This is a genomic window from Pradoshia sp. (assembly GCF_051873915.1).
Lineage (GTDB): Bacteria > Bacillota > Bacilli > Bacillales > Pradoshiaceae > Pradoshia.
On the sequence record NZ_JBJEFJ010000068.1, the window covers coordinates 28484 to 41049 of the forward strand.

A 12566-nucleotide genomic window follows, 5' to 3' on the forward strand; every position below is an offset into this window, starting at 1 on the left:
AAGTAATCTGCCTCATTTATGGATGGACAAGAGCAGGTCCGGTTGTTTATATACAGCAGATCATGCAGTGTTGGAACCTGTTTGTTTACCTAGTAAAAAAAGGAAAATGTGAATCTATTATATCATAGTTGATATCAAAGCAAAATTACACGGCTTGCGATTCCCCGCAGCAGTGGTTCTAATGCTTCAGTGGGAAGCTATTTGAATTGAAACAATCAACGATATAATTCTTTGTTTAAGGAGAACACGTTTGATTACGTCGTTATTAGCTTATACGCCCAGCGGTGCCATTAAAACAATTGATTTTAGAAGATACACAAAAGAAAAGCCTGAACACGTAAGGGGTGTTCAGGCTTTTCCTTCCATTGGCTCAACAGGCAGCCGGATTATCGTTTTAAGCCGGTCCGTTCTTGTTCTTCTCGGGTCAGAAAGGTAGATTTCATGATGCTTTCTTTCACACGTCAATGGTCTTTGCAGCTGATGCTCTACCATGTATTCCTCCATTTGTTGGAAGGTTTCCTGTTCAGTATCATAGGATCCTATATGCATCATTTGGACCGTTCTGCCTTCCTTATATACGGACAGATAAACCTTTGTAAAGTCTAATGAAGGTTTTTTCCTGCTGGCTTCCTCCTTCGCCCATTTCACGGCCTCCTCATTAACGAAGCTTGGCTGGCGAATCATAGCAGTCCACAGGAAATGCTTCTTATCTGAGAGGTCATGAGGATTCTCTGTCCACCACAGTCCTTCAAGAGGCGGAACAACGTAGTCAAAGTAATGATCGATCGGATGACTTCCTTTCTTACTCATCTTAATTGTATATGAAAGGGTATAGAGCATCTCGACAGCCTTTTGGTATTCCCCTTTTTCATCATTTGGATCCCCGCTTCCATCAATCATCAAAAAAGACATTTCTGGTACTTCAGCTATTACAGGCCGCGCCGGCGGGTTGTATAAGTTTTTCTCTATCTTCTTGAAGTCCACCTTGTTCATACTCATATTGGTCACCTACTATCTTTTTCTTCTGTTCTTACCCGCTTATTCATCTCTGTAAATACCCACTATTTAGATGTGATGATTTTCCTGTATTAAAATCATTCTTTTGGAGTGTCCTAAGGATATATAGAGTAGATGTGCAGATGATGAAATGGGAAGAACGTTCTGTTTTTTATTAATCTGAGCTAGATTTTTTGTGAATTTTTCTAAACAGTGATATTCTAACTCAGCTAATTCCGGGGTGAATGAGTAGGAATTAAGTAGGATATAAATGAAATGGAGTAATTGGAGGTACTGAATAAATGACAAATGTGTTAGTGGTTAAGGCGAATAATCGTCCGGCGACAGAGGGAATCTCCAGCAAGATGTATGAAGTTTTTATGGAGACCGTGCGAGAAGAAGGGAAACTGAATGTTTCCACTTATGATGTGTATGAAGAGGATACCCCTTATTTCGGGCAGACTTTATTCGATGCATTTGGCAAGACCCAATCAGGTGAAGAGTTAACTGAGGAAGAAAGCCGTCTGTTGAAAGCAAAGCAAAAAGCCATGGATGCCTTTGCTAGTGCAGATATTATCGTGTTTGCCTTCCCTCTTTGGAATTTAACCATTCCGGCAAAGCTGCAAACCTTTATTGATTACATTTATGCCTCAGGTTTTACCTTTAAATATGATGCTAAGGGAAATCTCGTGCCATTAATGCCAGATAAGAAAATTGTTCTTCTCAATGCCCGCGGCGGTATTTACTCTACTCCAGAAATGGCACCTATGGAGATGAGTGTTAACTATATGAGAACTGTATTCGGTTCATTGTTTGGAATGGACATTATTCATGAGGTCGTCATTGAAGGTCATAACGCACAGCCTGACCAGGCAATGGAAATCATTGAAGAAGGTATGAATAGGGTGCGAAGTGCAGCACGTGAGCTTTCGAATGCTTATCAAGTGAAAGCATAAATGGCTAGTATGACAATCGATGCTTTTTGTCGGTTGTCTTTTTTAGATTAAATGAAAAGGCAGAGTGATTTTGATCACTCTGCCTTTTCATGCTGTTCACTATATAACTCGTACTGATAAGCTGCCCATTTGCTGTGTGAATTTGCTTGAAGGTTCTTTAGCAATCCTTGGATAACGGCTTTTGGCAAAGTCATCTCCTCGAGATTTTGGCTAAGTAAGCTAATGGATTGCTCGATGATTTCATCTGTGATCTCGCCTTTCGTTTTCTCAAGCAGCTCGAAAAGCTGTTCCTTTGAAGGGGAGAGGCAGCTCAATAAAGGTGTGTTGAAATACTCTGCTGTGACGAATGGAATGGATGCTTCACGTGCAAGAATGGTCGTTTTCTCCACAAGTGATTGACATAAGGAATCCAGGTCTACCGGGTAATTGGATAGGATGGATAATTCTGGATAGAATTTAGAGAAGCCTTTGATTGTATAGGCTAAATCTGCCCGCATATTTTCATTTAGCTGCGGGAATTGCTGATCGATGATAGAGAAAATAATAGAATTTATGAATTCATCGTACTTATTCAGCACGAGGAAGATTTCTTGGTTCAATGCGGTTAGATTTTCCTTCATGAATATCTTGGCATGCTGCGATTTCCCTTGGAATTGACTGAAAAATGAATAGAAAAAGTTATAGAGCAATTTATCTGAATTCATGGATTGTCTGACTGAACGGTCAATCTCTGCCACAAACTCACTAATGAAATGCTCAATCATCGCAAAAATTAATTCATCCTTTGATGTAAAGGAAAGATAAAATGCTCCTTTTGATATCCCGCATCGATCTGTTATTTGCTTGATGGATGTGGATTCAATCCCGTTTTCAGCGAACAGTTCCAATGCTGTATCCATGATTAGCTGTCTCTTCACCATGTTAACACTCCTGACTAAATCATTGACATATGACCGGCTGGTCATTATTATAAGTAATTGTAGGAATTTAGTCAATTGCACAAAAGGTGTGATTAGACAGAAAACAAGAATGTGAGAAAAATTACATACATGAGGATGGTGTGAACTTGAAAGGTTTAGTCAATTTTGTCCTGAAGAATAAGCTGGCAGTTTGGTTATTAACCATCATTATTACGGCTTCAGGCATTTATTCAGGAACGAGAATGAAGATGGAATCAATTCCTGATATCTCCATTCCTTACTTGATGGTGATGGATGTTTATCCAGGAGCTACTCCAGAACAAGTTATGAATGATGTATCGATTCCGATGGAAAAAGTAGTCGAGGGTTTAGAGGATGTAAAGGCTGTTTATTCAACTTCCTCCTCGAATGTTGCCCAAGTACAAGTGGAATATGATTATGGCGTTGATATGGATGAGAAGAAGAGAGAGCTTCAGTCCGCTCTTGATAACGTGAACCTCCCAGAGGATGCTGAAGAGCCTTCCATCATGTCAATCAGCTTAAATATGATGCCAATCATGGCATTGTCCATAAGCAGTACGGAAGAGGATATTGTTGAATTGACATCAACAGTTGAAGACAGCATTCTTCCGAAAATCGAGAAGATTGACGGTGTTGCGTCAGCTTCCATCACAGGTCAGCATATAGAAGAAGTTAACTTCACCTATGATGAAAAGAAAATGGCTGATCTAGGTCTTGAAGAAGATGACGTGAAACAAATGGTTCAAGCGAGTGATATGGCATTATCACTCGGACTGTACGAATTTGAAGATAAAGAAGAAGCCATCAGTGTAGATGGTAAGTTAAAAACAGTAGATGAGCTAAAGGAATTGCTGATTCCAGTAACGCCATCTGAAGCAAACCCGGCTCCGTTCGTGAAGCTTGGGGATATTGCTAAAATTGAAAAGGTGGGCAAGGTTGAATCTGTCTCACGGACGAATGGCGAGGATGCCATCTCCATTCAAATCGTAAAGGGGCAGGAAGCAAATACCGTAACGGTCGCTAATGCCATCAAGGATTTGATTAAAGATGAGCAAGAAAAAATGGATGGACTTGAAATCGATGTAACTCTTGACCAAGGAGAACCAATTGAAGAATCTGTCTTTACGATGGTAGAAAAAGCTTTGTTTGGCGGTTTGATTGCCGTCTTAATCATTCTTTTATTCCTTCGTGATGTGAAGTCTACGATTATCTCGATTATTTCCATTCCAGTATCTGTCTTCATGGCGCTTCTGCTATTGAATTGGCTGGATATCACATTGAACATTATGACATTAGGAGCGATAACGGTCGCGATTGGCCGGGTAATAGATGACTCCATTGTTGTTGTTGAGAATATATACAGGCGGATGCACCTGAAGGATGAGAAACTCCATGGGCGAGCGCTCATTCGTGAGGCGACCATTGAGATGTTCAAGCCGATTCTTTCATCCACTTTAGTCACGGTTGCTGTATTTGCGCCAATGATCTTTGTCGGTGGAATGGTTGGCGAGTTATTCACGCCGTTCGCACTGACGATGACATTTGCACTTGGTGCATCACTTCTTGTTGCAATCACGATTGTTCCAGTCTTATCCCATACACTTTTCCGCAAGAAATTGTATGGTGAGAAAGAAGATAAGCAGCATAAAGAAGCTGGTAAACTGGCAAACTGGTATAAAGGTGTACTAGAAAAAGCATTGAACCATAAGATTATTACTTCTATCATTGCGGTTGTCCTCCTTGCAGGATCACTTGCCTTGATGCCGTTGATTGGCTTCAGCTTCCTCGGCTCTGAAGAGGAGAAAACGATGTATGTAACCTATACTCCTGCAACTGGCGAGCTTGAGGATGAGACACTTGCCAATATTGAAGAAGTCGAGAAAGAATTAATGAAACGTGACGATATTGATATTCTTCAAGTATCTGTTACAGATAGTGAAAGTGCGGACCCTGCAGCCATGATGATGGGCGGCAGCGATGGTGCGTTAATGTACCTCATCTTTGACCCGGATATGAAGGACTTCCCGGCTGCGAAGGAAGAAGTGGAAGAGTATCTCTTCAACCTCGGCCAATCCGGTGAATGGAAAACACAGGATTTCACATCCATGTCTGTAGCATCCAATGAAGTCAGCTATACACTCTACAGTGAAGACTTAGATGATTTGAATAAGTCCGTTAAAGATATAGAAGCAGCTTTAGGGGATATCGATGGACTTGAGGATATTGAATCCGATGCCGAAGATCCATATGTAGAAAACGTTTTTGTCGTCGATCAGGAGAATGTGCTCCAATTTGGATTAACAACTGCTCAAATTGTTCAGGCACTTAATGAAAACTCCTCGAAGGAAGTATTGACAACTGTTGAAAGCAACGGTGAAGACATTGAGGTAGTCGTTCAGCATGAAGCAAAAGTACAGGCGAAGAACCTGAAGGAATTACTAGAAACAGAGATTCCAACAGCGACCGGAACACCAATGCCATTGTCTGAGCTCGTTGAAGTAGAAGAAGATACAACCTTAAATACGCTTTCTCGAAGCAAGGGAGAATATTATGCGACTGTAACGGCAACCATTACAGATGATGACATCTCTAAAGCTACCTCTGCAGCTGATAAGAAGATTGATAATCTCGAGCTGCCGAAGGGAGTTACGACTGGAGTAGAGGGTGTTGCAGCTGATATGTCTGAAACCTTCACACAGCTTGGAATTGCCATGATTGCTGCCATAGCGATTGTGTATTTCATTCTTGTTGTAACATTCGGTGAGGGTCTCGCCCCATTTGCGATTCTCTTCTCCTTGCCATTTGCGGTTATCGGTTCATTCGTTGGATTGTACTTGACCGATTTGACAATCTCCGTTTCCGTTATGATGGGTCTTCTGATGCTGATAGGGATTGTCGTCACGAATGCCATTGTCCTTGTCGACCGGATTATCCATATGGAGCATGACGGTATGGGCATGCGTGAGGCAATATTAGAAGCGGGTACAACTCGTCTTCGACCAATCCTCATGACGGCCATTGCAACCATTGGTGCAATGCTTCCGATGGCTCTTGGAAATGGCGGAGGCGGCCTAGTATCCCAGGACCTTGCCGTGACCGTTATTGGCGGGTTGATTTCATCAACTGCCTTGACACTTGTGATTGTGCCAATCGTCTATGAAATCCTCTCCAAGATGCTTAAGAAAAATCGTAAGGACGAACGTGAAGATTAAACAATAAAACACCGCTGGAAAGCATAAGGCATATTGCCTTACAGCTTATCCGGCGGTGTTTTTCTTTTAGGAGCGAGCGACGGCGATATAGTGCAAGCCTTCTTTATAAACCTCTGACGGCTCTAAGCAATTCCTCGCATCGACAATTGTATTCCCTCTCATCAGATCCTTCATCTGTTTGAAGTCAGCCTTCTTAAACTCGTCCCAATCTGTTGCGATAATGACGCAATCGACTCCTGTTATGGCATCTTTCATTGTGCTGTATTCTGTTACCTTTTCAATCGGAACAGGCAAATGAGCTTTAGGGTCATAAGTACGTATTTCTGCGCCAAGATCACTCAATTGCTCAATGAGTGCAATGGCAGGTGAATAGCGGGTATCATCTGTATTTGGTTTGAAGGCAATACCAAGTACCCCTATTCTTAACCCAGCCATATCAGGGAAATGCTCTTGAATCTTTTGCAGGTAGAGCTGGACCTGTGTTTGATTGGTTGTTTGTACAGCCTGCAGGATAAGAGGGATGATCTGCTTCTTCAAAGCACTGTGCTCAAGTGAGCGAACATCCTTTGGAAAGCAGGAGCCGCCATATCCAATACCGGATTGAAGGAAATGGGGACTGATCCTTGGATCAAGGCCAATGCCCTTTACGACATCCTCTATGTTGACGTGATATGAATCGCAAATACGGGCGATTTCATTAATAAAGGAAATTTTTGTGGCAAGGAAGGCATTGGAGGTATATTTAATCATTTCTGCTCCGGATAAGCTAGTCACCACAAACGGAGAGGCTAATTTTTTGTAGATTTCCTGCAGGATTGGAAGGGAACGACTGTCATCATCCTTTTTTCCAATGACAATCTTATCGGCATGGAACATGTCCTGTAAGGCAGAGCCTTCACGAAGGAATTCAGGATTAGAAACAACGGAGAAGAGTGCCGGGTCTACACCTTTAGCAATCAATGTATCATAAATCCATTCATTGGTTCCTGGAGGAACGGTGCTTTTCGTGATAATGGTCGTATAGGAGATTAGTGCACCAGCTAATTGATCGATGACAGATTGTACATAGGTAAGATCGGTTTGACCATCTATCATAGCAGGTGTACCAACGGCGATAAAAACAACAGATGATTGTTTAATAGCTTCTATTGGGGAAGAGCTGAAGGACAGGCGCTCCTTGTTCTTTACAACCAATTCCTTTAAGCCGGGTTCATAAATCGGTATCTCTCCTTGTGATAATGATTCGATTTTCTCTTTATTCGTATCCACGCAGCAAACGGCGTGACCTAAATCGGCTAATACGGCTGCCTGCGTTAAGCCGACATAACCAGCGCCGATTACACAAATATCCATAATGCTAACCCTCCCGATGATTTGGTACTCCTTATCTTATTAAGAGAGGTAGATAAGCGTCCCTTGCATTCGCCTAATTTCCACAAATAACGTGTCCTCTTATCATTTTTTGAATATGATGTAGCAATCGTGCCAAGAAAGGGGGAGAGTTATTGATCAAGAAAGCCATCATCCCTGCAGCCGGTTTTGGTACAAGGAGTTTACCGGTTACAAAGGTTATCCCGAAGGAATTGTTCCCTATTCATAATAAACCTTCTATTCAATATGTTGTTGAAGAGGCAGCCGCAGCTGGCATTGAACAAATCCTGATTATTGTTTCACGGTCAAAGAATTTAATCATTGATTACTTCGATCATTCGCTAGAGCTGGAAATGTTTCTGCAGAAGGCTAATAAATCCGCTTTAATGAATAAGGTGAAATTACCCGATGTCAAACTATATTACACAAGGCAGCCACTGGCACGAGGGTTGGGAGATGCTGTGAGATTAGGGAGGGAATTTGTCGGAGATGATCCGTTCGCGGTTTTGCTTCCAGATGATATCGTTGTCGGGGGCGGTCTCGGGGAGCTGATTAAGGTTTATGAAGAGACGAAAAGTCATGTGGTCGCATTAAAGGCGGTAGAAGAAGAATTCCTGAAAAACTATGGTGTTGCTCAAGTGAAACAAGAGCGTGAGGATTTATTTGAAGTGCTGGACATGATTGAAAAGCCGCAAACAAACCCTCCATCTAACTTGGCGGTCATCGGCCGATATGTATTTAACTCTTCCATTATGGATGCACTCGCAGAGCAAAAGCCCGGGGCGGGTGCTGAAATACAGCTGACAGACAGCATCAAGAAGGTGCTTGAATCAGAGAGATGCTATGGCAAGGTTTTAACTGGCCAAAGGTATGACATAGCTATGACGGAGGAATACATCGCCCTGCAGCGATATTTACAGGATAGCGAAGGTTAGTATTTTAAGAATGGACAAGACAGAAAGGCTAATACCACTGGAGCAGCTGCCAAGGGGCTTTGGCAGTTGCTTAAAAATGTCTTTTTTACAGTTTTGGGACAGACGTATATACGGATAGGGAGGAGGCGGCATTTATTATACGAAGAGGATGGTTGTGGAGTAAGTTTAATGCCATATTTAAATACTTGAAGGCAAGGCGTGATTTAAAGGAGGGCAAAATGGAACCTCAGCATGTAAAAACACTACCGGAAGTGATGAGTGAATATAATTTATCTGGATCAGATTATGAGATTATTTCTGAATTAAAGCATGATAAGGTCTGGCTTATCAAGGATAAGAAGTACGGAAGAAGGCTTGTTGTTAAACGGTTAGAACAATCCAGGACTGTATTTCCAATTCTTTTGCACCAAAAATTATATGAAAGCGGCCTTTTAGTACCCCCTGTCCTTTTGACAAAAAATGGTGAGGCTTATGTTCGGAAAAATGACCGCTACTATTATGTGAATGAATTTGTTCAATCATTAGAGAGGATAACGATTGAAAGGCGTATAGAGGCACTTGCTGCTTTTCATAAAACAGCCAGATTTAAAGAATTAAGAGGAATTGATGAAAGTCTTGAAGGGATAAAGCTGGAAGATTTCATGAAGGATTACACCCTAAAGATAAAGGACATTATCCATTGGGGAGATAGGGTCAATGATCCTGCCTTGAAAGCAGAACTAGTGGAAATGACCCGTATGGGTCTGAAGGTTTTTCATCATATTCAAAATATAGATGTTGAAAATTATCTGCAAAAAATGGAAGGAAGGCATATGATCTGTCATGCTGACTTCAACACGAATAATGCCTTCTTAACAAGAAAAGGAAATGTATTGGTGATGGATTTTGACTTTGCGCACTTTGGCCCGCCTATTGAAGATTTTCGTTTCTTGATGATGTCCTTCATGCGTAAAGAAAATCAAAATATGGAGAAATTGCTAGCCAGCTTGTTTACAATCTACTTCAAATTCTTAGAGGAAGATAAACCTTATATGGAGCTCTATCTTTTAGATTCTATGTTTCCGCATGATTTCCATAAGCAGCTCACAAGCATGCTGAAGAATGGGGACATAGGGGTGCTTGAGAAAAATAAAAAAAGCATCATATATTGGGCAGGCCGTGAAAAAGAGAAATACCGTTTTCTTTTAAAGGGGGTATTGAAATGAAGACAATTGCTGTATATATAAAGGAGAAGATTAAGAACCATCAACGATTTATTTACAACCAGATTGTTCATATCAAACGCTACAGAATGATTGTACTTGGTCCCTTTGATCAAACGGAGGATACACAATACCCGTTCGAGAATTTTTATAATATCAATAGAATCTCGGATTTAAAGACATTCTTTCAAGAAATGAATGTGATTGCCATTCATGCGCATCACGGCTCCCATGCCAATGAAATTCTCCCTGTCGCCGTGGAGCATAATATTCCGTTGATTGTCAGCATTAGGGGGAGAGATGGTTCGGCTGAGCCCGAAATCATTGAGCAAAGCATGAAAAGATATGAGTCCTTGAAGGAGCATGGAGCATTGTTCATTCCCGTTTGTGAATACTTGGCAGATGGGTTGAAACAAATGGGATTTCCAGAGGAGAAAATCCATGTTCTCTATGGAGGAATTGAGCTTGACCTTTTCCCCTTTATCGGTCATTCCCTGCCGAATAAAGGGGAAATTCGCATCCTTTCTGTCGGAAGGCTGGTTGAGAAAAAAGGGCACGAAACCTTAATCTATGCTTTCAATCTTATTCATTTCCTTTATCCAAATGCACGGCTCCACATCATTGGGGAAGGGAAAGATGAACAAAAGTTACGGGCGTTGATTGACCGTCTCATGCTGAATAATGTGGTCATATTGAGAGGAGCTTTGACCTCACCAAAGATTGCCGAGGAACTAAAGAAAGCCCATATTTTCTGTCTTGCCAGCCATAAGGCTTCAAGTGGTGATGTTGAGGGGATTCCTAACGCTATCAAGGAGGCAATGGCAATCGGCATCCCAATTGTCACGACAGAGCATGGCGGAATTCCGGAAATGATGAAGCATAAGAAAACCGGTTATTTGACACCGGAGAAGGATGTACTAGAACTTGCGAGAGGATTTCTTTATTACCTCGATAATCCAGAATTATGGGAAGGGATTACATGCAGGGCTCGCTCAGTTATTGAGGAGAAATTTAACTTCAACAAACAACTAAAAGAACAGGAGCGGTTGTATTCACTGCTTGATCCGAGTAAAAAAAAGGGGAAATCGAAGAAATAAAAAGGCTCGAATAAATTTTCGAGCCTTTTTATGCGGACAATTAATCAACGGCTGTGGCTTTGACCGCATGAATGGTGCCTTTTGTGTTAGCGGAAAGATTTCGAATAGCGTCAATCTCTTCCGGATTGATGCAGTTACAGATGGATTGGTCAACCTGGCTCGCAAACTCGGCTGCAGATTTCTCAATTTTCTTAATTTCGCGAGCGCGATCAAGCATGTATTTGACATTCTGCAAATGAAGGTCAAAGATCACATCGATGAGCTGCTGGTCACTGGAGGAAGAAAAAAATGAACCATCATGATATTCTTTGCTTAAAGAATCTATCTCAACATGACAGGAACGAATTTGTTCCAGAAGTTCTAGGCTTACTTCAAATGCGGCTTTTCTCTTTGAATCTTTGCTAACCATGGTAAACACCCCTTGATGTTGGATTCTATTATTATTGTACAATGAACCTTTATCCTCATCATAGGTTTTCCATGATTTACTTGAACATTACGAATATTCCGCTTGGAAATAACAAGTTGTACAAAGTAATAAAAAGACTGTCTGATTGGATCAGACAGCCTTTAAAAACGTTCTTATTTCTTGCCGGATGGCTCACTTTGGAGTGATGGAATGACCACACGCTTTGGATTGTATTTCTTCCGCAGGAACATATTTTGGACGATTAAGAACAAGCCGCTCGTCGACCAGTATAGTGGAAGGGCGGCAGGTGCTGAGAATGAGATGAACATAATCATCATTGGGGAGATCAATCCCATAATTTTCATCTGTGCTTGCTGTTCCGCTGGCATTTGACTCATGGACATCTTGAATTGAAGGTAGTAGACGGCACCCGCAATTAAGGTCATGATAATATCTGCATCGCCAAGACTATACCAGAGGAAGCTATGGGTCGCAATCTCAGCCGAGCCTTTAATGGCAAGGTAGAATCCCATAAGAATTGGCATTTGAATCAGCATCGGCAGGCAGCCCATATTAAGCGGATTGATGCCTTGAGTTTGATAAAGCTTCATTAATTCTTGTTGAAGCTCTGACTTTTCGGCCATGTCTGTTGCTTTTTTCAACTTCTCTTGGATAGCGGCTACCTCAGGTTTGATGGTTTCCATCTTCTGCTTCATTTCTGCCTGGGATTTGTACTGCTTTGCCATTAAGGGAAGCAGCAGGAATCGAAGTAACAGTGTCGCAAGAATAATCCCAAGCCCATAATTTCCGTTAAATATTTGTGCATTAAATTCCAATAGATGTGTCAGCGGTGAAACAACAAGCTGATGGAAAAAGCCATCTCCTTGAGTGTTTGCTGAACAGCCAGTTAACAATAATGGAATAAATAAAAGTGCCATTCCTTTTTTCAATTAAATTCCTCCTCAAAGTTTGTATGGTTTATACAAAAGAGAAGGAATGAGCGTCTTCATTATCCGTCGGCATGACTTTCAATCGGAATAAGGTGAAGAAGCGCTGTGTTTTTCTACGGTCCGCAACATTGCATTTATCATTAACATATAGAATGGACGCTTGAGATAAGCCAATTGTTTGGTCTTCTGCGAAAGATCCGTTATGGTTCGTGAAGTACATAACAGCAATCGGAAAGACAATCGTGAGTAGATAGGCAGCAAATACGGCCTGTCTAATGGCTTGATAATCTACGTCCATGAATAGTTCAAACATGGCACATCTCCAATTATTAAGGTTACATTCAATTCTATTTTTACCATTATATCAAATTGCAGACTGAATGTGGAGAGACTGATTTTGAAGTATCCTGTCTAGGTGAGACGGTAGAATGTAAGATAATGACAAACTTTTATTGATAATGATAATTATTTTCATTTATACTAAGAGTAGCAAATAG

11 protein-coding genes are annotated in these 12566 nt (G+C 41.3%); 5 read left to right on the forward strand and 6 right to left on the reverse strand.

Going from position 1 to position 12566, the window contains the following annotated elements; translation table 11 throughout:
- Positions 1-348: 348 nt before the first annotated feature.
- Complete coding sequence (locus tag ACI35L_RS06970; protein ID WP_049671715.1) at positions 349-999, reverse strand: GyrI-like domain-containing protein; 651 nt, start codon at positions 997-999, stop codon at positions 349-351.
- 299 nt (positions 1000-1298) lie between these two features.
- Between ACI35L_RS06970 and ACI35L_RS06975 the strand changes: the two genes are divergently transcribed.
- Complete coding sequence (locus ACI35L_RS06975) at positions 1299-1952, forward strand: FMN-dependent NADH-azoreductase (protein ID WP_049671714.1); 654 nt, start codon at positions 1299-1301, stop codon at positions 1950-1952.
- A gap of 74 nt (positions 1953-2026) precedes the next feature.
- On the opposite strand, the gene ACI35L_RS06980 is transcribed toward ACI35L_RS06975, so the two are convergent.
- The gene (locus ACI35L_RS06980) at positions 2027-2872 is read right to left on the reverse strand and encodes a TetR/AcrR family transcriptional regulator (RefSeq protein ID WP_049671713.1); all 846 of its coding nucleotides are present in this window, start codon (positions 2870-2872) and stop codon (positions 2027-2029) included.
- Between the two features lie 146 nt (positions 2873-3018).
- Here ACI35L_RS06980 and ACI35L_RS06985 point away from each other — a divergent pair, with 146 nt between their 5' ends.
- Positions 3019-6105, forward strand: a complete 3087-nt coding sequence (locus ACI35L_RS06985) for an efflux RND transporter permease subunit (protein WP_439802531.1) — start codon at positions 3019-3021, stop codon at positions 6103-6105.
- A gap of 66 nt (positions 6106-6171) precedes the next feature.
- Here ACI35L_RS06985 and ACI35L_RS06990 read toward each other — a convergent pair whose 3' ends face one another.
- A complete protein-coding gene (locus ACI35L_RS06990; protein WP_049671711.1) occupies positions 6172-7458 on the reverse strand; it encodes a UDP-glucose dehydrogenase family protein in 1287 nt (428 codons plus the stop codon).
- Between the two features lie 152 nt (positions 7459-7610).
- Here ACI35L_RS06990 and ACI35L_RS06995 point away from each other — a divergent pair, with 152 nt between their 5' ends.
- The 3 genes from ACI35L_RS06995 to ACI35L_RS07005 all read left to right on the forward strand — a co-directional run bounded on the left by ACI35L_RS06995 (position 7611) and on the right by ACI35L_RS07005 (position 10710).
- Positions 7611-8411: a UTP--glucose-1-phosphate uridylyltransferase gene (locus tag ACI35L_RS06995; protein ID WP_049671710.1), complete on the forward strand. Its 801-nt coding sequence runs from the start codon at positions 7611-7613 to the stop codon at positions 8409-8411.
- A 218-nt stretch (positions 8412-8629) separates the two neighbouring features.
- A complete protein-coding gene (locus tag ACI35L_RS07000) occupies positions 8630-9616 on the forward strand; it encodes a phosphotransferase (RefSeq protein ID WP_439802532.1) in 987 nt (328 codons plus the stop codon).
- Positions 9613-10710, forward strand: a complete 1098-nt coding sequence (locus ACI35L_RS07005) for a glycosyltransferase (protein ID WP_049671708.1) — start codon at positions 9613-9615, stop codon at positions 10708-10710. Before ACI35L_RS07000 ends, ACI35L_RS07005 begins: the two co-directional genes overlap by 4 nt.
- 40 nt (positions 10711-10750) lie before the next feature.
- Here the strand turns inward: ACI35L_RS07005 and ACI35L_RS07010 are convergent, their stop codons facing one another.
- The 3 genes from ACI35L_RS07010 to ACI35L_RS07020 form a co-directional block, all read right to left on the reverse strand.
- Complete coding sequence (locus ACI35L_RS07010) at positions 10751-11119, reverse strand: hypothetical protein (RefSeq protein WP_049671707.1); 369 nt, start codon at positions 11117-11119, stop codon at positions 10751-10753.
- A gap of 173 nt (positions 11120-11292) precedes the next feature.
- Positions 11293-12069: a membrane protein insertase YidC gene (gene yidC / locus ACI35L_RS07015; RefSeq protein ID WP_439802533.1), complete on the reverse strand. Its 777-nt coding sequence runs from the start codon at positions 12067-12069 to the stop codon at positions 11293-11295.
- A gap of 28 nt (positions 12070-12097) precedes the next feature.
- Positions 12098-12382, reverse strand: coding sequence for a hypothetical protein (locus ACI35L_RS07020; protein ID WP_049671706.1), 285 nt, complete (start codon positions 12380-12382; stop codon positions 12098-12100).
- Between the last annotated feature and the right edge of the window lie 184 nt (positions 12383-12566).

What these genes read in the sequence shown, in the direction of transcription:
- ACI35L_RS06975 (WP_049671714.1), top strand. Translation starts at nt 1,299, where the DNA reads ATGACAAATGTGTTAGTGGTTAAGGCGAATAATCGTCCGGCGACAGAG.
- ACI35L_RS07010 (WP_049671707.1), bottom strand. Translation starts at nt 11,119, where the DNA reads ATGGTTAGCAAAGATTCAAAGAGAAAAGCCGCATTTGAAGTAAGCCTA.
- ACI35L_RS07020 (WP_049671706.1), bottom strand. Translation starts at nt 12,382, where the DNA reads ATGTTTGAACTATTCATGGACGTAGATTATCAAGCCATTAGACAGGCC.
- ACI35L_RS06990 (WP_049671711.1), bottom strand. Translation starts at nt 7,458, where the DNA reads ATGGATATTTGTGTAATCGGCGCTGGTTATGTCGGCTTAACGCAGGCA.
- ACI35L_RS06980 (WP_049671713.1), bottom strand. Translation starts at nt 2,872, where the DNA reads ATGGTGAAGAGACAGCTAATCATGGATACAGCATTGGAACTGTTCGCT.
- ACI35L_RS06970 (WP_049671715.1), bottom strand. Translation starts at nt 999, where the DNA reads ATGAGTATGAACAAGGTGGACTTCAAGAAGATAGAGAAAAACTTATAC.
- ACI35L_RS07005 (WP_049671708.1), top strand. Translation starts at nt 9,613, where the DNA reads ATGAAGACAATTGCTGTATATATAAAGGAGAAGATTAAGAACCATCAA.
- ACI35L_RS07000 (WP_439802532.1), top strand. Translation starts at nt 8,630, where the DNA reads ATGGAACCTCAGCATGTAAAAACACTACCGGAAGTGATGAGTGAATAT.